Source organism: Salinarchaeum sp. IM2453 (genome assembly GCF_019693215.1).
In the GTDB taxonomy this organism is placed as follows: domain Archaea; phylum Halobacteriota; class Halobacteria; order Halobacteriales; family Salinarchaeaceae; genus IM2453.
Map to the genome: position 1 here is coordinate 1,494,503 of NZ_CP081183.1, position 18,553 is coordinate 1,513,055.

16 protein-coding genes, 1 tRNA gene and 1 pseudogene are annotated in these 18,553 nt (G+C 47.4%); 8 read left to right on the forward strand and 10 right to left on the reverse strand.

Annotated elements, in window-relative coordinates:
- Window positions 1-6: 6 nt before the first annotated feature.
- Window positions 7-1,026 carry a glutathione S-transferase family protein gene (locus K0C01_RS07140; RefSeq protein WP_221169034.1) on the reverse strand — a complete coding sequence of 340 codons (1,020 nt, stop codon included), beginning with the start codon at window positions 1,024-1,026 and terminating at the stop codon, window positions 7-9.
- A gap of 116 nt (window positions 1,027-1,142) precedes the next feature.
- On the opposite strand from K0C01_RS07140, the gene K0C01_RS07145 reads away from it, so the two are divergent.
- Both K0C01_RS07145 and nucS read left to right on the forward strand, forming a co-directional pair.
- Window positions 1,143-1,637, forward strand: coding sequence for a hypothetical protein (locus K0C01_RS07145; RefSeq protein WP_221169035.1), 495 nt, complete (start codon window positions 1,143-1,145; stop codon window positions 1,635-1,637).
- A 41-nt stretch (window positions 1,638-1,678) separates the two neighbouring features.
- Complete coding sequence (gene nucS / locus K0C01_RS07150; protein WP_397541124.1) at window positions 1,679-2,404, forward strand: endonuclease NucS; 726 nt, start codon at window positions 1,679-1,681, stop codon at window positions 2,402-2,404.
- On the opposite strand, the gene mutS is transcribed toward nucS, so the two are convergent.
- On the reverse strand, window positions 2,388-5,045 hold the full coding sequence (gene mutS, locus K0C01_RS07155; protein WP_255568234.1) for a DNA mismatch repair protein MutS: 2,658 nt from the start codon (window positions 5,043-5,045) through the stop codon (window positions 2,388-2,390). The two genes, nucS and mutS, sit on opposite strands and share 17 nt — an antisense overlap.
- A 110-nt stretch (window positions 5,046-5,155) precedes the next feature.
- Here mutS and K0C01_RS07160 point away from each other — a divergent pair, with 110 nt between their 5' ends.
- Window positions 5,156-5,653 carry a DUF367 family protein gene (locus K0C01_RS07160; protein ID WP_221169036.1) on the forward strand — a complete coding sequence of 166 codons (498 nt, stop codon included), beginning with the start codon at window positions 5,156-5,158 and terminating at the stop codon, window positions 5,651-5,653.
- Window positions 5,654-5,674: 21 nt separating this feature from the next.
- Here the strand turns inward: K0C01_RS07160 and K0C01_RS07165 are convergent, their stop codons facing one another.
- From K0C01_RS07165 to K0C01_RS07175, 3 genes are all read right to left on the reverse strand, one after another.
- On the reverse strand, window positions 5,675-6,682 hold the full coding sequence (locus K0C01_RS07165) for a histone deacetylase family protein (RefSeq protein WP_221169037.1): 1,008 nt from the start codon (window positions 6,680-6,682) through the stop codon (window positions 5,675-5,677).
- A gap of 1 nt (window position 6,683) precedes the next feature.
- On the reverse strand, window positions 6,684-7,121 hold the full coding sequence (locus tag K0C01_RS12970; protein WP_221169038.1) for a histone family protein: 438 nt from the start codon (window positions 7,119-7,121) through the stop codon (window positions 6,684-6,686).
- A 69-nt stretch (window positions 7,122-7,190) separates the two neighbouring features.
- Window positions 7,191-8,636 carry a single-stranded DNA binding protein gene (locus K0C01_RS07175; protein ID WP_221169039.1) on the reverse strand — a complete coding sequence of 482 codons (1,446 nt, stop codon included), beginning with the start codon at window positions 8,634-8,636 and terminating at the stop codon, window positions 7,191-7,193.
- Window positions 8,637-8,781: 145 nt separating this feature from the next.
- Here K0C01_RS07175 and K0C01_RS07180 point away from each other — a divergent pair.
- Window positions 8,782-8,854: transfer RNA gene (locus K0C01_RS07180), tRNA-Arg, on the forward strand.
- A gap of 26 nt (window positions 8,855-8,880) precedes the next feature.
- Here the strand turns inward: K0C01_RS07180 and K0C01_RS07185 are convergent.
- Window positions 8,881-9,249, reverse strand: coding sequence for a hypothetical protein (locus K0C01_RS07185; RefSeq protein WP_221169040.1), 369 nt, complete (start codon window positions 9,247-9,249; stop codon window positions 8,881-8,883).
- Between the two features lie 85 nt (window positions 9,250-9,334).
- Window positions 9,335-10,201 carry a DUF8155 domain-containing protein gene (locus tag K0C01_RS07190; protein ID WP_255568235.1) on the reverse strand — a complete coding sequence of 289 codons (867 nt, stop codon included), beginning with the start codon at window positions 10,199-10,201 and terminating at the stop codon, window positions 9,335-9,337.
- 231 nt (window positions 10,202-10,432) lie between these two features.
- On the opposite strand from K0C01_RS07190, the gene K0C01_RS07195 reads away from it, so the two are divergent.
- From K0C01_RS07195 to K0C01_RS07205, 3 genes are all read left to right on the forward strand, one after another.
- The gene (locus tag K0C01_RS07195; RefSeq protein ID WP_221169042.1) at window positions 10,433-11,764 is read left to right on the forward strand and encodes a dihydroorotase; all 1,332 of its coding nucleotides are present in this window, start codon (window positions 10,433-10,435) and stop codon (window positions 11,762-11,764) included.
- A 124-nt stretch (window positions 11,765-11,888) separates the two neighbouring features.
- A complete protein-coding gene (locus K0C01_RS07200; RefSeq protein WP_221169043.1) occupies window positions 11,889-12,368 on the forward strand; it encodes a DUF8526 domain-containing protein in 480 nt (159 codons plus the stop codon).
- Between the two features lie 151 nt (window positions 12,369-12,519).
- Window positions 12,520-14,448, forward strand: a complete 1,929-nt coding sequence (locus K0C01_RS07205; protein ID WP_221169044.1) for an aldehyde ferredoxin oxidoreductase family protein — start codon at window positions 12,520-12,522, stop codon at window positions 14,446-14,448.
- Between the two features lie 340 nt (window positions 14,449-14,788).
- On the opposite strand, the pseudogene K0C01_RS13075 reads toward K0C01_RS07205, so the two are convergent.
- The 3 genes and pseudogenes from K0C01_RS13075 to gpmI all read right to left on the reverse strand — a co-directional run.
- Window positions 14,789-15,076 (reverse strand): annotated as a pseudogene (locus K0C01_RS13075) (ubiquitin-like small modifier protein 1); the annotation flags it as partial.
- Between the two features lie 61 nt (window positions 15,077-15,137).
- Window positions 15,138-15,527 (reverse strand): DUF7971 family protein, encoded by a 390-nt coding sequence (locus K0C01_RS07220; RefSeq protein ID WP_221169045.1) that lies wholly within the window; start codon window positions 15,525-15,527, stop codon window positions 15,138-15,140.
- A gap of 63 nt (window positions 15,528-15,590) precedes the next feature.
- Window positions 15,591-17,111, reverse strand: coding sequence for a 2,3-bisphosphoglycerate-independent phosphoglycerate mutase (gpmI, locus tag K0C01_RS07225; RefSeq protein ID WP_221169046.1), 1,521 nt, complete (start codon window positions 17,109-17,111; stop codon window positions 15,591-15,593).
- Between the two features lie 247 nt (window positions 17,112-17,358).
- On the opposite strand from gpmI, the gene K0C01_RS07230 reads away from it, so the two are divergent.
- Entirely contained in the window at window positions 17,359-17,703 is a 345-nt protein-coding gene (locus K0C01_RS07230) for a hypothetical protein (RefSeq protein ID WP_221169047.1), read from the forward strand.
- Window positions 17,704-18,553 lie beyond the last annotated feature (850 nt).

Consider the following 18,553-nt stretch of genomic DNA (forward strand, 5'->3'; position numbering starts at 1 on the left):
GCTGAACTACTGTTCAGCAATTGCTAAATCCCAATCTGAAAGCTTGTCCCGCTGATGATCCGCTTCAAAATCAATATCCGGTCCATGCGCGATGATTCCGTGTGGAGTTACATCTGGATGCGTTGTATAGTAGTGTTCTTTTATATGATCCATTTGTACTGTTGATGCAACTCCAGGCAGCTGATAGACATCTCTTAGATACGGCCACAAGCTATCGTATTGATGTATATACTGTTTGTTACACATGAAATGCGTGTGATATACATGATCAAATCTAATCAGTGTCGTAAACATACAGATATCGGCCTCCGTTGGTGAATCTCCAACCAAAAACCGTTGGTCACCAAGATGTTCATCCCATCGGTCAAGTTCATCAAAGAGCTTTGTTACAGCCTTGTCATACGGCTTTTGTCGTCTAGCAAAACCTGCCTTATACACTCCATTATTGATTGGCTCATAGATCTCTGTGATAACTTCGTCAACGCGATCCTTCTGTTCATCTGGGAGCAAATCAATATCCCTCGTGTGGTATGGTTCAAATGCAGTTGTTAACATTCGCAGTATTTCTCTTGACTCGTTGTTGACAATGGTTTCCTCCTTTTTGTCCCAGAGTACTGGAACAGTTACTCGACAGGTTGCTTCTGGGTCTGCTTTAACATATATCTCTCGCAGATAATCGGCCCCATGGATGTGATCTTCTGTACAACCCTCTTTTTCTGGCGTAAATTGCCAACCATCTTCGCCACGATACGGATCAACCACTGACACCGAAATTGTGTCTTCAAGACCGAGTAACTTCCGTGCAACCAACGTTCGATGTGCCCATGGACAGGCATACGACACATAAAGATGATACCGACCTGATTCTGCTTCAAACCGGTTGTCTATTGTTGCATCAGATTTGTCTGCTGGGTCGGATCCGACAATCCAATTTCTGAATGTTGTTTGTTGTCGATTAAATGATCCCGTTTTGTCTGTAGTTTGATATGCATCTGTGCGCCATTCTCCGTTAACTAACATATTCATGCTTGTCTGTGCTAGGAACTTGAGGGATAAGCCTCTTCGCTTAAGTTTAAATCCGATTACATGACCAACTCACTGCGTATCGGAAGCGTAGCAGTATCATGTTTGATCACTCATCTATGTCACATCGAGTACTCATCGCTATCGAAGTAGCACCGGATACCTTTGATTTGTATCGTTGCTCGTGGGGCGGACAACAACTACTCTCAAAGCAGCAGTTGTACCAGTTCTTTGACCATCCATTTTTTGATCCGCAACTTGTTGTTGATCTTATCCCGTATGGTGAGCTTTGCGACCATATTGACTGGTTACTTGACGAGGTCCTATACATCATTACTCAGTCTGCACAAATTGACCGATTCTTCCCTGTTCCATTGACAATTGACTCAGCAATACCTGGAAAGAACACAGCAGATGGGCCGGGTATCCTCGTCCAGCCTCCATCGTCTGATCCTACGGGAGATCGTTTACGGGCCCGTATTGACTCACTTCGTGCTTTCTGTAGGTTGCTTACAGATCGTGAAGTAACTGATCCATCAACCCTTCAGAAGGCAACCGTTGAATTGCTGTCTTCTTGGAGCCAATCTACAGTTATCAGTAAACCAGATTCATGACCCGAATTCACAACGTTTAGCTCAAATAATTCCCGTGCATTTTGAATACTGTGTACGACGTTCTAACGCAACCAGCTCTTGATTCTGCAAAATCTAAGATTGAAACTGGTCTATCAAATGCCGCTCTGACTACCGTTCTTGGACGCTGTTCGGTTGACTATAACGGTCGAGCTTCAAGCACCCTTGACCTAGGCGAACGTCACGTCATGCTCAAACCGGATGGCACTACACTTGTACATACTGATGAAGGCCAAAAGCCTGTCAATTGGCAGCCTCCCGGAAGCGACCAGTCAGTTAGAGTTGATGACCAGGAGTTAATCATCGAGAGCGTACGCACCTCTCCAGACGAACGGCTTGAAGTCAGCTTTCAATCGATTCAGTTTGTCGCTGCTGTAACACTTCAGGATACACACGATCTTGATTTAGTAGGAACCGAGGCTGATCTCAAGCGCCAGATCCTTAAGCAACCTGAAATGATTGAGGTCGGGTTCACTCCCAAAGCTACCGAGCGGAAAACGTCTGCGGGAGCAGTTGACATCTTTGGCGAAGATGCTGATGGTAATATCGTTGTGCTAGAATTAAAACGACGACGTGTCGGCCCCGACGCCGTTGGACAACTCAAGCGATATATTGATGCTCTCAATCGAGACTTACATGACGACGCATATATCCGCGGAATCCTTGTTGCTCCTTCGGTCACTGGTAGGGCACGCCAGCTCCTTTCAGAACAAGGTCTTGAGTTTGTCGCTGCTACTCCTGATTGTTAATTGTTTCTTGTAGTGATGCTAGCCTGGTCAGTGCATCAACTGGCGTCATTGTTGCAATTTCAAGCTCTTCAATTTCAGTAATAATCTGCTGGGTGCAAGCATCTGCTGGCATGCCTTGATTGTCTGCTGTAGACTCTTGCTCGTTCTCTTTTCGTTCAAGCAGTTGTCTTGCATCCTCGACCACTGCCTCGGGAACGCCTGCTTTTTGTGCAACATCGATTCCGTACGATCCGGTGGCTGCCCCTGTGCGTAATTCATGTGAAAATTCAATTCCCGTGTCCGTATGCTCTGCTTCGAAGTGGACATTTTTGGCCGCTGATCGTTGGGAGGCCGTCTTGGTGAGTTCGTGATGATGCGTTGCAAATAGCGTCAAAGATTTTGTTTTATCATGCAGATGTGATACAATTGCTTTCGCTATTGCTAATCCATCAGCTGTACTTGTGCCTCGCCCCACCTCGTCGAGTAACACAAGTGAGTTTTCGTCTGCATGTCGAAGGATCTCAGCAACTTCCAGCATTTCAATCATAAACGTCGACCGACCTCCTGCGATGTCATCGCTTGCTCCAACTCTGGTGAAAACCCGATTAATCGGACGAATTTGGGCTTGATCCGCTGGAACAAAACTTCCGATTTGTGCCATTAATATGATTAGTGCAACTTGCCGCATGTACGTTGATTTCCCGCTCATATTTGGCCCCGTAATGATCATAAACCGTTCATCTGGGGTTAGTGTCGTATCATTTGGCACAAATGACTGCTGACGTTGCTCAACAATTGGATGCCTACCACCCTGTATCTCGATCTGACTCCCGTCATCGATTACAGGTCGGGTATAATCGTTCACCGCTGCGACTTCTGCTAGGTTAGCGAGAACATCGATTCTCGCCAATTCCTCGGCCAGTTGTTGTAGCTGCCGGGCCCTTTCTGCTACTTTTCGCCGAATCTTACAGAATAACTCATACTCGAGATCATCCGCTTTACCCTCTGCTTGTACGATCTCTGTTTCACGTTCCTTTAATTTTGGAGTGATATACCGCTCTGCGTTTTTCAGTGTTTGTCGTCGATCGTAGTGGTCTGGAACCGAATCAAGATTTGCATCTGTGACTTCGATGTAATATCCGTGAACGCTGTTGTACCCAACTTTGAGTGAATCAATTCCAGTCCTTTCTCGCTCTTTTTCTTCTAGCTCATCGATCCATTGTTTCCCGGCTTCTTTTGTTGCTCGCAGTTCATCGAGCGTCTCATCGTATCCTTCTGCAATAATTCCTCCTTCGGTTATCTCTGCCGGTGGATCTCCACGGATCGATTCATCAATCAACTCTGTTATTTCTTTCACAGGATCGATTCTTTCTGCAAATGCCGTTACAGCTTCAGAGTCCGTCTCTGCAAGCACAGACTGTATCTTTGGAACGACCTCAAGCGTGTCATGTAGTGATCGTAAGTCGCGAGCATTTGCTCTATTTCGTGCACTTCTAGAAACCAGCCGCTCAATATCATATACTTCTTGTAATAATCTTCGAAGTTCCTCTCTTGTTGTGACATCAGAGACTAATGCTGCAACTATACCTTGTCGGCTCAGAATCTCTTGTGTATCGACTAACGGTTGCCGGAGCCACTCTTCGAGCTTTCGGCTTCCCATTGCTGTCTGTGTTTCATCAAGCATCTCGATGAGTGTCGCATCATCCACTCCCCGAACGCTTCGGGACGAAAATATCTCAAGACTCTGCAAGGCGGCTGCATCCAGCAACATGTATTCCCGAGGATCATACCGCCTGATCTGATTGATATATTCAAGTCTCTGTGTAGATAAATTGGTGTTCTCCTCTGTCACCGTGGCTACCTCTGCTCCCCGGGTATACTCTGCATACGACAACAATGCTCCACATGCTTTAATCTCAGCGTCGGTTATAAGTCCCGGGCTGGTTGCCCCAAAGTACGCATCAAACCGACCTTTCGCTGTTTCGAAATCAAATGCTCTGTCCCTGTGTGGTGATATTAGTGTTTTTTCAGGTATCGGAGGCTGCTCTAAGTCTGTGATGACTTCTGCTGGGGCGAATCGGTCTATCTCGTCTTTGATACGTGATGCTCTCTCGCTTGTCGTTGCAAAGAAATCGCCTGTTGAAACATCCAGTAATGCCAGTCCATATGCCCCGTCTATTGCTGCTACACTTCCAACAAAGTTGTTTGACTCATCTGCTAGCAGTTCCTCTTCTGTTAACGTTCCAGGAGTAATAATTCGTGTAACCGCTCGATCGACAACACCTGTTGTTTCATCTGGATCTTGGACTTGGTCAGCTATTGCAACCCGATATCCTGCATCCAGCAATGAATCAATATAAGACTCTGCATTGTCGATTGGAATCCCTGCCATCGCGTATGTACCCGTACTATCCTCTCGCTGCGTGAGTGTAATCTCCAGCAACCGAGAGGCTGTCTCAGCAGCCTCACAGAATGCCTCGTAGAAATCTCCAACTTGGAACAACAACAGACAATCGCTATACTCAGAGGCTAACTCATAATACTGTGAGAGCATTGGTGTAAGCTCGTCTGATCGTTGTTCCATTTTCTCCGGGACCCCTGTGGCAGGGTCGTCTATCGTCTGCGCCCAGCGTCGTCGATTTGCTTGCCCTCCCGATGACATAATCTATTGTCGCTCCGTGTAGCTAGTTATATCCGTCTAGTTGGGTGTTGCGATGTTGTTCCTGCTTTATCAATCGGGACATATTTGCGCAGTTGCTACTTACTGTGCATGTGGAGCTACACATTCGTTATGAGGGTGATGATGACCCAGAAAAGTGTACTGCTCGAAAGCTTAGTCGTTTAGGATATGCAGAACTTCATTCTTCTGCTGGAGAGACTCCATATGGTATCATTTTAGATCCTCACGCTGATACTGCACTTTCTCCGAATGATAAAGATGGCTCTGACCGTCTTATTGCACTTGACTGCTCTTGGGAAACTGCTACAGAAGAACGATATGAGCTTAGCGGACAGCGTCGGGCCCTTCCCTTCCTTGTTGCTGTAAATCCTGTCAACTATGGCACTGCATTCCAACTCACGACAGTTGAAGCACTTGCTGGCGCCTTGGCTATTCTTGGGGAATGGGAACAGGCACGTGAAATCCTCTCACCGTTTTCGTGGGGAGAAACGTTTCTGGAATATAACAAAGAACCACTTCAACGCTACATGAATTGTTCTACCTCTACAGAAGTGGTTTCGGTACAGAACGACTACCTTGATGACTCATAGCTTTCTTCGGATCGGTCTATGCTATTCAATCATCGAATTCGCTTCTTGGACACGGTCGATACGGGAGATAAGTTTCTCTGATGGCTCTCCATCTGGGATGACTGGATCATACCCATCAAATACCTCATGGACCTTTCTAACCGATTCTGCAAGCACTTCTAATGCGTATCCCCCTTCAAGCACGAATGCCAGTCCGATATCTAGGTCTTCTGCAATATCTTGGAGCTGCTTGGCCAGCATTCCGTACCCCTCTGTTGTTAGTGTCATCCTTGAGATTGGATCATGCCTGTGTGCATCAAACCCAGAACTGACGAGCAAGACGTCGGGATCATACTGCTTCAGAGCCGGCTCGAGGATTTCGTTAAATACTGTCCGGTATGCCACATCTCCTGATCCGGATGGTAGAGGAACATTGAGTGTATTCCCTTCTCCATCTCCTTTACCTGTTTCAGAGATTTCTCCGCTACCAGGATAGATATTCTCTTCATGAACTGACGTAAAAAAGACATCATCACGATCATAGAATATATCTTGTGTCCCGTTTCCGTGATGTACATCAAAATCTACAATACTTACACGAGATGCACCTTCATTTAGTGCTGTCTGCGCTGCAAGTGCGATATTATTTGCAAAGCAAAACCCCATTGCATCATCCTCAACGGCGTGATGACCTGGCGGGCGACCAAGTGAAAATGCCGTTTCTCGCCCTGTTTTCCCCTCAAGTGCTTCTCTCGTAGCCCACTGTGCCATTCCAACTGATGCTAAGATTGCATCCCATGTCTCTTCAACTGCGGTTGTGTCTGGATCCCACTTTCCTCCGCCATCTGCACAGAACGTTTCTAGTTCTTCAATATACTCGTCGTCGTGTACTGCTTTTAAGCTTGATTTGTCCGCTGTATCAGGGGTTACGTAATTGACGCCGTGTTTCCGTTTGAGCCCTTCTTTGATTGCTCGAAGACGGTCGGGACTCTCTGGATGCCGCGAACCGGTTTCGTGGGCGAGACACGCCGAATTATACCCGTAGTTCATCTCAATTCGACTCGAATAATTCGAAATATGTTTCGATATCTGCAGCCTTTATCGTTTTTCGCCCCGCGTGATCTGCCAAGATAGCGGCTTTCCCTGCGACGTTGTCAGCGAACTCTTCTAGAATATCCGCAAGTGCGATGCGGGCATCCATTGACACACGATATGTATCGTTGATATTCATCCGTGCGATTCGATCAACAGGGGCGATTGGCAATGTTAGATCGTCCTTTTTAACGACTTGCTGAACATCAAAGTCCGATGCCATTAACGTTTTTCGTCCGTCTTCCGTTGCTTTGTCGGCAGCAGCTTCTGCGAGTCTTGCCCCGTAATCCTGAATTTGTAGTGCGAGGACCTCAGCTGCCTCTGCGCTCACTCGATAGTCCTCAGCATTTCGACGAATGATCTCATCGACGGGGGCGAACGGTAACTCAACGCTCATACCATTTTTCGTGCAAGTATATGCCTTAATCCTTTCCGTCTTTCTCTATCAGTCGCCAGTCTTTTCAAGTTATATGATCTCGGCTGCAACAATTCTCCCATTTTCCCGCTTTTCTCCTCGAACCGTGATCTCTTCTCCTAAATTCACCTGTTTATCTGTTTCGATTGAAATTGTCTCTTCACCATTATCCAAGATAACAGGATTTCGACTCTGTACAACAGTTCCAGTAAACTCAATGCTGTCTCCTGAACCTGACTGCTGTTGTTCAGTTGATTCTACTTCTGTTGATGATTCTATCTTCCCTACGTCCGTTGATTGCTCTGTGTCTTCAAACGAAGAGAGATTTACTCCACTATCCGCTGTAGATTCTTGCTGTGGCGCTGGATCAGTATCCAATACCGTGATAGAGGACTGCCAGTTTGCTGATCCTTCGAGATCATCTTGCCAGCCGTCCTCAATTTCAACATCTGTGACTGCGATTCGTTCACCGGGGCCAATCTCTTTATCGGCAAGATCTCCCCACAATGCAACCCGAATATCGTCTGTGTCATCTTGAATACGGATATTCCTTACCTGTCCTTCTGATCCGTCATCTCGATCAAATGTTCGCTTTGGATCTGATGATCGGATAACCCCAACTAAATCGACCGTATCTCCCATCTCAACTTCACCGATTGGTGTCCCGGTTGGTTCATATTCAATCTCTTCATCAAGTTTTTCGATTGCGCCTCTATTTCCGGCATGTAGCTCCAGTGAACCATCTCGCTCTCGTACATAGCCATCAATAACTTCAACTGATTGACCTTCTGCAAGCTCCTCTGTCTGTGGTGCTTTTTCATCCCAGAGCGTAACACGAATTCGGCCGGTTTCATCGCCCAGTACAAGGTTGGCGACTTTCCCTTCTGATCCATCATCACGGTCAAATGTTCTGACAGGCTCCGTGTCGAGCACTTTACCCTTCAGATTGACATCTGAAAGTCCCAGTGAGAGGTCTGAAATCTGATATGTATCGGCTACACTTACATTGATCTCCGTTTCCGTGTCAGGCTCAGCTTTTTCAGCATTCACCTCAACGCCTGAATAGCCCTCTTTTGGGCGGCCTTTGACTCGAAGTACTTGCCCTTCTTCTAGAGTCTCACTTGCATCAACTGCTAATCCATCCCAGAGTGCAACCCGAATCTGCCCGGACTCGTCAGCGAGTTCAAGATTTACGACGTGTCCTTTGGCTTCGTCGTCCTCCTCATCTGTTTCTTCATCCCTCTCGAATGCTCGGAGTTCACCGACTGATATTACCTTTCCGACAAATTTCACCTCATCCATCTTTGGCTTAATTTCGGCAATGTTCCCCACTTCTCCACCATCTTCTTCGAGTTCATGGGCAACAAGCATTGCAGCTGTTTCTTCATCTGCAAGTCCTCCCATCTGCTCGATCCGATCCTGTACGGCAGTTCGATACTCCTCTAATGAAATATCTGCATCAATCTCCTCCTCATATGTCTCTTCGATCGCGCCCATTCTTTGCTCTTCATTGTTAGTCCATTCTATAATCGTTGTCGTTGTCTGTTCTGACTGTCAAGCGACATATGATTCTCATATGGTATATATTCTGACGAGGCCACACCGTAATCCCTTTAGTCGGGTACACGAAAGATAGAGATGAGTCCTGATAGGGTAGTGGACTATCCTCCGGGCTTGCGGAGCCCGGGACCGGAGTTCAAATCTCCGTCAGGACGCTTTTACTGCATTTTACCCTTCGCTATTACCAAATTTTCCATTCTCCCTCCGACTTTTGTAGTTCGAATGTCTCCTGCTCTCGGTCTTCGAGACCCATCCCCGTAACAGTCATATCTGCCTTCACGACTGCCTCTTTTTCTTCTTGCTTCGTTGTTTCCAATTCGTGAAGTTCGATTTCAATTTCGTCCAGCATCATCATGCCAAACGGGTCATTCTGTCGCGGTGACTCAGGATGGATTAACTCATCTATACCGTCTTCATCATTCTCATTAACTGCCTTGGCATAATCTTCGACAGTTGCCTGTGGTCCGCTATTTCCGAGGAAACCACCACATCCGGCGAGACCTGCTGCGAAGGCTGTTCCAATTCCCGAAATAAGATGTCGGCGATGCATATTCAAGATGCGCCGCGTTTTCTTACTTGAATGTGAGTACACCTTCGCTCAGGACACATAACTGCTGGGCTTGCACAAGAGGCGATCACTCTTCACCAGCGGCCTGAATTTCAACCGATACCTCTGTCCCAACAGAAAACGAATGTTCTGGGCACACCAACCGTGCTCCAAAATCATTTGTTCGTGCTGCGAATAACGATAGCCCCATAATCGGTGTCGTATTTGCGTAGACCTGTACAGGACTCCATTCAACCATGCCGTCTTGTACTTCCCCGATCGTTGTTTCGAGTAGTTTGAGATTTCCAGTGTAATCCCCGAACACACCTCCACGATCAAAGTGTGGCAATCCCCCGTCGATTGCTACTTTTCCACTGTCATCTGCAATTCCAACGAAAGTATCTCCCGGACTTGGATGCTCCGGGAGATCAAGCATTGCATACGTTTTCCCAGCTTCTTTGATTGTCCCTGTACCATCCCATCGAAGCGGCTCTACGTCGATATCAGCAGACAGCGGTAATGACCCGGATGCACGTGTATAATTAGCCTCTGGTGCACGAAACCCCACGTGCAGATGATTTTTCACCCACGGAGCAAAGAATCCTGCTCGAACAAGGTTCCCTAATGATTCTCCCCCCTCGACTATGTCTCCGACTGAAACTGTCGGCTCGACGTGCATAACACGAGCAACTGCAGGTTCCCCACCGGCCGTATAGTATGTTCTTTGTCCTACGTCCGTATCAATAATTATCAAGTGATCCTGTTCAACAGCATAGGGTTGGGAGGGAGCCTGTACTGTCTTAATGTCGATTACTTCTCCACTGACCGGTGATGGTGCTGTCCCTTCAGGTGGATACAAGTCAATTGCCCGTCCTTCGTCGTGTGCTGTATATGGCGAATTAACTAATGTGAATAACTCGTACTGTTTAATCACGTCTGCTGGAATCGTAATCATATGCTTTCCATGGTTCATTTGACTATCATGACAGTGGTATGGTATGTGCCTCAATCTTGATTATCTCTTATCTAAGCGGTGCGCGTACGAACGTGTGTAGTCCATCCTCGATTATTCTTTTGATTCTCACTTTCTGCATACCTGTTGCGTATCTCTTCTTGGAGAACCACAGGAAAGACTTGATATGCTGTTTCTGAAACTATTAATGTCTCCCTGACTTATCACCGATACATGCTGCTCACGAATGCCGTCCTTCCGGACGGACAAACGGCTGACATTCGTATTTCCGGCTCAACAATTGACGCTGTTTCTCCTTCTCTTTCGCCAAACGATGACGAACGGGTTTTTGAGTTGTCTGGAACTCGTGTATTCCCCGGAGCAATTGATGCACATGTTCATTTTCGTGAACCTGGATTTACGCACAAAGAGACATGGGCAACAGGGAGCAAAGCAGCAGCCGCTGGCGGTGTGACAACCGTGATTGACCAACCAAATACAGAGCCACCAACCGTAACCGGACGTGCTGTTGAGGAAAAGCTCACGCTTGCACGTACATCACTCGTGAACTACGGCGTAAACGGAGGAGTGACCAAACAGTGGGATCCAGATTCACTTTTTACAAGTCCAATTACTGCGCTTGGAGAAGTGTTCTTGGCTGATTCAACTGGAGATATGGGCATTGATACTGAACTCTTTGAGACAGCACTTGGATATGCATCTGACGCCAATTTGCCGGTCACAGTACATGCTGAGGACGCATCGCTATTCTTGGATGATGTCCTCTCAGATTCCAAAGGGACCGGACGCGATGCAACTGCGGACCTATGGAGTCAGTATCGAGCTGCTGAGGCAGAAATTACGGCCGTTGAGGATGCCCTTGCATCAGGTGAGCGTTTTGATGCTGACATCCATGTTGCCCACACCTCAACGCCGGAGGCGATTGATCTTGTTGACAAGCACATTGCAACCTGTGAAGTCACTCCTCACCATGCACTGCTTTCTCGAGATGACCTTTCGGATCTTGGAACATACGGGCGGATGAATCCACCACTTCGTTCTCAAGACCGACAGCAGGCGGTTCTTGAGCGAATTATTGACGGGAAAGTTGATATCATTGCAACAGACCACGCACCACATACGCAGTCAGAAAAGAACACATCAATTGTTGATGCACCAAGTGGAGTCCCGGGCGTTGAAACGATGGTCCCACTGTTCTTGAAATTGGCTGAGGATGGGACACTGTCATACTCTCGTATCCGTGATCTTGTTGCCCGGAATCCAGCGGAGATCTTTGGCCTTGAGAGCAAAGGAAGCATTGAACCTGGCATGGATGCTGACTTGTTTGTCTTTGATCCAGACGACATTACATCGATTTCCAGCGATCATCTACATGGTCGATGTTCATGGACTCCTTTTGAAGATCATGAAGCTATTTTCCCAGTCTTGACACTCGTTAATGGACAGATTGCATACCTCGACGGAACTGCCTCCGTATTTAACGAATTATCTATTGATAATGACTTATTTGGCGACGAGCTTGGCACGAATATCGCATCTCAGTAGTTGCCAACCGTTGCTCTTCGACCTATTTTGAGAGACTCTTACGGTTTTATTCGTCTCAATTATCTTGCTACAACATCTGACACGCAGGAAAAGCCCTTACCTATCTGGAGCCATATTAGAATATATGGTTGAGCGTATGGAAGAGCAGTCACAGGACGAAGACCCGCTTGAGCGCGTTGACGAACTCACCGACTCAGACTTTAGTAACCTTGACACGTCTGAGGAATCTGGTGAGACTAGTTCGTCACTTCGATCCCGAATCAAAGGTGCGATATCCCCCCGACGGCTGGTAACCTCACTTGCTGCGTTAGGTATTCCAGCAGCAATTGGAAGTCAGCTCATCCCTCTCGTTGGTGGTCCGGTTGGACTCTTGGCCGGCGCATTTGCCCTCGGCCTTCTTGGTACCAAACGGTATACCGATGCTGCTGGCGTCGGTGCTGCTCTTGGTATTGCTGGCGCAGCTGCTGGCTATGTTCCACTAATTTTTGCATTGGACATTGCAATCATTGTCGTTGCAGTGGGAGCACTCGCTGGTGGTGCACTTGGGGCGCTCGGTATGTACTTCGGCCGTGACTTCCGCGACGGGCTGACCCGCGATATATAACGCTCGTCTTTCACTCTGAAAGTTACCTTCCTGATCCTCCTTGTATACGGATATTTTCGGTATCTGTACATCCTTGTGTAACTATCAGTGGTTACGTTTATCACGATAACTGTTAACAAAATGTAGGCCTTATGTAACTATTGGTGATTATATGACCGATCTCGGCGGTTATCATGACCGAATTGCGCGGGTAAATCTCACCGATGGGTCAGTTGAGTACGAAGGGATTGACACAGAAGACGCACAAAAGTATATCGGCGGACGCGGACTTGGTGTCAAATACGTTTTTGAACAGGGTCCAGGTGTTGAACCACTTAGCGAAGATAATCTCTTAGCCTTCATGACCGGCCCGTTGACCGGATCACAGGTTACAATGAGTGGTAGACTGGCGGTCTGCACAAAATCGCCATTGACTGAAACGGTCGTTGATTCACATCAAGGTGGTTGGTCTGGTGCCCGATTAAAATGGGCTGGACTCGACGGGCTCCTCTTCGACGGACAGGCAGATAGCCCAGTTTACGCCTATATTGAGGATGGGGAGGTTGAACTTCGGGATGCAGAAAACTTCTGGGGATTGGGTGTCCATGAGACCAAAGATAAGATTGAATCAGAACTTGATGGCAAGTATGGATCAAATCTGAGCTTCATGGGTATTGGTCCGGGTGGCGAAAACGAAGTTCGCTATGCAGCAATCATCAATGAAGATGATCGAGCCTCGGGTCGAGGTGGCACTGGCTGCGTTATGGGCAACAAGAATTTGAAAGCTGTTGTTGTCAAAGCCACCACTGATCTCCCAAAACCAGCAGACAAAGAAACATTCCAAGAGGGTGTTCAGCAGGCGATGGGGTTAATCCAAGATTCTGATGTTACGGCTCCAAATGAGGGTGGATTGTCGGTTTATGGAACCAACGTACTGATGAATCTAACAGAGGAAATGGATGGACTTCCGACAAAGAATAGCCAGTACGTTTCAACACGGACTGAACGGTCCGGGTCACCCTCAGAACCAAATATTGATGCAGAAAATGTTTCTGGAGAAAGTGTCCGAGAGAATATCCTTGTTAATGAGCCAACCTGTCATTCCTGCCCGGTTGCATGTAAGAAAGAAGTTGAAGTATCAACCGACCACCATGGTGAAGAAAAAGAGGTTCGCATGGAATCCTACGAGTATGAATCAGCATGGGCCCTTGGCCCACACGCGATGAACGATGACCGAGACAAAATCGCGGTCATGATCGATCGTTGTAACGACCTCGGGATTGACACAATTGAGGCAGGAAATGCTCTGTCAATGGCAATGGATGCATCAGAAGAAGGATTGATTGATGAAGGTATTGACTGGGGTGATGCTGATGAAATGATTGACATGATTGAACAGATTGGTCATCGTGAAGGGGAAATCGCTGATACCCTTGCTGAGGGGGCTCAACGAGCAGCCGATATTCTTGGCGACCGGCAACTGGCTATGTCGGTTAAGGGAATGGCAATCCCAGCATACGACCCTCGCTGTATGAAAGGTATGGGCATTGGATATGCAACGTCAAACCGTGGTGCCTGTCATCTCCGCGGCTACACGCCGGCTGCTGAAATCTTGGGCATCCCAGAAGAGGTCGACCCATATGAGTGGGAAGGTAAGGGTGAATTGTGTGCCACCTTCCAAGATCTCCACGCCATCTCTGATTCATTTGATATCTGTAAATTCAACGCATTCGCCGAAGGAATCGAAGAGTATGTACTCCAATTCAACGGTATGACTGGACTCGATTACAGTGAAGAGGAGATGATCGAATGTGGTAAGCGGATCTATACCCTTGAGCGATACTACAATAATCTCGTTGGATTTGATGGCGCAGATGATACACTTCCAGACCGGTTCTTGCCAGATACAGACCGGACAATCGAAGGCCAAGGTGCAAGCGAAGGTGAAATCTGTGAGCTTGAACAGATGAAAGAAGAATACTATGACGTCCGCAATTGGGAGGATGGTGTGGTGCCAGATACTCGGCTTGATGAATTAGGGATTGACATTGGCCCCGGAACCGATACCTCATCTGGTGCAACCGCCGTCGGTGACGACTGACTAACCTACAGTCTGTGAGAGCCAGACAGTCGCCGGGTTCTCTGACTCTGATAAGTAGCTTTCCCAATCAACGAATTAGTTAACCTCCCGCACGCATGGCTTTTTGTTTTAGTTTCGGTAGAATCTCTTCGAGCGCCTCTTTCTCTCCTCGAAGTTTTACTGTTACCTCAGTTAACGTCATTGAAGGACCGATCGAGACCGTTGTAGATTTCGTTGATGCTTGCCAACGTTCTGCATTTACGGTCGTTTTGTTGGTTTGCTTTCCACCAACCGACTCAAGATAGTCGATAATTTTCCACTCTGGAACACCACGAAATGTTTGTGTAATCTCTGTTTGTGTTCCACCAGCGACCGGTGGGAAAATACTTATTGTGTCACCATCGGACAAGCTTGTATCCGTCCCATCTCTGTGTGTAACATTGCGACCATTCTGAAGAACATTGATGTTTCCCCGCAACTCCCTGTTATCGAGTAACTCCCCTTCCAGACCTGGATATTCCTCTTCAAGAAATGACAATAAATCAAACACCGTTATCTCAGATGTAAACGAATATTCTTGGGTTTTCCCACCTACTGCTTTCCGAAAGGTGGCAAAAAACCGGCACGTAATATTAACATCTGTTCCCATTTGCATGGTATACGTACTCGTGATACAATAATCCCCAGTAAGGTTCTATCATCTGGATTTGTTACTCGATGTTTTCCCATCGAATTCCGTCCTCTACCAGCCGAGCGTTACGCTCTCGATCAATCAGATCTGCATACTGATCATTGTCAGCAATTTGCTGGATCAAATGAGCATACAAGTTCCGCCATGCAATTGCATGAATTGGTGATTGGCCCCATGCTCGAAGTTCTGGTACAAACGCGTCGTATCGCTCAAGTCTGGACTCCATTATATCGATTGAATCGACCAGCACTTCTCCTATCTCTTGTGTTGAATCAGCGGCTTCAATTCCCTGGTTGATTCGTTGTTCCCATCCAGCGACTGCCTGCTCCATATCAGCAACTGCACCATCATCTTCACTAGGAAGAGAGTCAAGAATTGATGACGGGACATCAAACTGGACTTCGCTCATACCACCATAATACTGGAGAGCTATCAAAAACGTTTGCCGTGACGTGGGTTGTACATTGATCAATTACTCCGGGTTCTCGATGAGTAATGACTCGCCAGTCATTGATGTCGGTTTTTGAATCCCAAGTAGTGACAACAGAGTTGGTACAACATCTGCAAGCCGACCGTCACTGCGGACTGTGATATCCACCGGCTTAGATCGGTTTTTAGGAACATAAATGAATGGAACTGGATTTGTTGTATGTGCCGTATGCGGGTTTTCAGGTGTTCCCATGTCATCAGCGTTTCCGTGGTCAGCAATGATAATTACCGGACAGTCGAGTGATCCCAAGAGTCGTCCTAACTCGTGATCAACTGTCTCGACAGCAGTAACCGCAGCCTCAAAATCACCCGTGTGTCCAACCATATCTGGATTTGCATAATTCAGGACCAGAACATTTGGATCCGATTCGTTAATAATACTAATTGCCTGATTTGTGACCTCCGCTGCACTCATCTCAGGCTGTTCATCATAGGTTGGAACGTCTGGACTCGAGACAATCTCTCGTATTTCGCCCTCGAACGCACCTTCACGTCCACCATTGATAAAGTACGTTACGTGTGGATACTTTTCTGATTCGGCGATTCGAAGCTGTGTTAGCCCCTGATCTGCGAGTACTGTCCCCAATGTTGCTTCTGGTTCATCCGGTGGATATGCGACCGGGAACTCATACTCTTCATCATACTCCGTCATCGTCACAAGCTTAATCTCTGGTGGCGTTGTGGTATATTCCCATTCTGGATCGGTGTCAGTCAGCGTCCTGACAAGCTGTCTTGCCCGATCCGGTCTAAAATTAAAGAACACGACAGTGTCTCCTTCAGAAAGTGCTATTCCATCAGAAATAGTTGTGGGGATAACAAACTCGTCTGTTTCCTCTCGCTCGTATGCGTCATTTAATGCTTCAATAGGTGTTTCCGCTTGATACTGTGCCTCTCTGTTGACAATTGCATCGTAGGCTTGCTTCGTCCGACTCCAATTTTCATCCCGATCCATCGCATAATATCGCCCCATTATTGTGCTGATGCTTCCTGTTTCATATTCCGCAACCGCCTGCTGAATCGTCTCAATATCTGACGTTGCTGACTTCGGTGGGGTGTCTCTCCCATCCAGAAATGCATGGGTGGTTGACTCTGCATTATATTTGGAAGCTAACTTTAGCAGTGCCTTGAGATGACGTTGATGTGAGTGCACTCCTCCCGGACTCATGAGCCCCATGAAATGAACGCAGTTGTTTGCTCTAGCGGCAGACTTGACTGCTTCGACAAGTACCTCGTTCTCAAAGAATGATCCGTCTTCAATAGCATCTTCAATTCGCGTAAATGGCTGAGTCACGACACGACCAGCTCCAATATTCAGGTGACCGACCTCACTGTTTCCCATTTGTCCATCTGGTAATCCGACATCTCGTCCAGAAGCAGATAGTTGCCCAGAAATACTGGTACTAACAATTCGGTCAAAGGTAGGTGTCGATGCAGTTGCAACCGCATTGCGCCGATCATGGTCACCAATTCCCCAACCGTCCAAAATCACCAGCGCAGCATCCATGATAGTTCACCATTGCAACCCGATAAGTAACTACTCTTCGATAAGACAACTGTCCGGCTATATACCAGAACTGACCGATCGAGACACTATCGAATGAAAATAGTATTCACCCTGATATGCAAGATGGAATGCGCGAACGTGGTGCTTCGATAGATTGGAGGTCAGATCAGTCGGCACAGGAGATCTTTGACACCCAATCTATTCGTAGTGGCTAGATCTCACTGAATATATGGCTCCATTTTCGGATATGAGCGTAAAGCAGAGGCTCGGAGCAGGCCTATTATTCCTCGTGATAGCGCTCGGAGTTCTGGTGACCCGGCCATGGGAGCCTATGATAATCGCAGTCATTGCAGGTCTCAGCCTCCTGATAAGTGCTGTATTCTTCCTCACCGTTGGAAGAGACACAGTAGAGGATACAAGATACGATATGGGATTCTGGCTTCTCGCCGTTGTAACCGCTACAGCCGCCTACATCGGTGCTGGATTCGGAATCAGAGGGGAAATCGACACAACAGAGTTTCTAGTATTCATAATCGGGTTTGGAATTCTCTTGGGACTCCTCGCAGAGATCAGAGATAGAATATCAGAATGATTCTTAGGAACCAGACCTTGCTCCAAATTGTAGGCTCAATCTCACAGGTGATTCATCGCATACCGGGCAGAACGAACAGAATCGGTCTGCTACACTCACTCTCTGCATGTCCCCCCGTTTGCTGATATCCCACTTATAGATGTCTACTCATTGCGGTCTGTGCACTCCTATACTGACTGCCAGAGAATTCTTGGAAACATTTCTTTGCTAGGCTCTATTTGATACTTGACCTTCTCCAACGACTGAAGTCGTGGGATTCCTCCGTGGGTAATTCAACCAGATTGATTACCCCGGCTGTGAACGTGCGGGTTCGCTGATTGCACCTTTGGCCCCCAACGAAGGTGTGGCGTGTTGGGTATCCACTCGGTGTTGCCCTCCCAAGAAGGGAGTGACACTCACGAGCGTCCAGCACCGTGAGCAGCGGGCCGGGCCATCGGCCTGACTCTCCGTTCCGGCCACAAGTGGAGAGTCGTTTCGTGACATGCCAACCGCTGCTGGTTGGGCTGCGAAGGTGTGTGAGTTGTGTAAGAGTTGAGACGCACTCGTGGCCATCTTGAGCATGAGCACGTTCTCCGCAGCAGCATGTCGCATGTCTATCTGCTTATAACGTCTCAAATAAAATAAACGATGAGATTACAACCAGTCTACGTTACGTGGTTTGTGACATGTCATGCCGGCTTCATCCAAGGGATAAAGCCGGTGGGCTTTCGCCTTGAAATTCTGTAATTGCATATGGAATGGGCCTGTTGTGCGTTCTGGGCTGAACAACATAACCGTACTACCAATGACTGATATCCAAAAACAGCAGAATGCTGCCCCCCGAGTTATTTCCATTGTCGCAGCACCCTCC

Excerpts from the sequence above, each read along its gene's own strand:
- K0C01_RS07140 (WP_221169034.1), bottom strand. The coding sequence starts at position 1,026 with ATGAATATGTTAGTTAACGGAGAATGGCGCACAGATGCATATCAAACT.
- K0C01_RS07145 (WP_221169035.1), top strand. The coding sequence starts at position 1,143 with ATGTCACATCGAGTACTCATCGCTATCGAAGTAGCACCGGATACCTTT.
- mutS (WP_255568234.1), bottom strand. The coding sequence starts at position 5,045 with ATGTCATCGGGAGGGCAAGCAAATCGACGACGCTGGGCGCAGACGATA.
- K0C01_RS07165 (WP_221169037.1), bottom strand. The coding sequence starts at position 6,682 with ATGAACTACGGGTATAATTCGGCGTGTCTCGCCCACGAAACCGGTTCG.
- K0C01_RS12970 (WP_221169038.1), bottom strand. The coding sequence starts at position 7,121 with ATGAGCGTTGAGTTACCGTTCGCCCCCGTCGATGAGATCATTCGTCGA.
- K0C01_RS07175 (WP_221169039.1), bottom strand. The coding sequence starts at position 8,636 with ATGGGCGCGATCGAAGAGACATATGAGGAGGAGATTGATGCAGATATT.
- K0C01_RS07185 (WP_221169040.1), bottom strand. The coding sequence starts at position 9,249 with ATGCATCGCCGACATCTTATTTCGGGAATTGGAACAGCCTTCGCAGCA.
- K0C01_RS07190 (WP_255568235.1), bottom strand. The coding sequence starts at position 10,201 with ATGATTACGATTCCAGCAGACGTGATTAAACAGTACGAGTTATTCACA.
- K0C01_RS07195 (WP_221169042.1), top strand. The coding sequence starts at position 10,433 with ATGCTGCTCACGAATGCCGTCCTTCCGGACGGACAAACGGCTGACATT.
- K0C01_RS07200 (WP_221169043.1), top strand. The coding sequence starts at position 11,889 with ATGGTTGAGCGTATGGAAGAGCAGTCACAGGACGAAGACCCGCTTGAG.
- K0C01_RS07205 (WP_221169044.1), top strand. The coding sequence starts at position 12,520 with ATGACCGATCTCGGCGGTTATCATGACCGAATTGCGCGGGTAAATCTC.
- K0C01_RS07220 (WP_221169045.1), bottom strand. The coding sequence starts at position 15,527 with ATGAGCGAAGTCCAGTTTGATGTCCCGTCATCAATTCTTGACTCTCTT.
- gpmI (WP_221169046.1), bottom strand. The coding sequence starts at position 17,111 with ATGGATGCTGCGCTGGTGATTTTGGACGGTTGGGGAATTGGTGACCAT.
- K0C01_RS07230 (WP_221169047.1), top strand. The coding sequence starts at position 17,359 with ATGAGCGTAAAGCAGAGGCTCGGAGCAGGCCTATTATTCCTCGTGATA.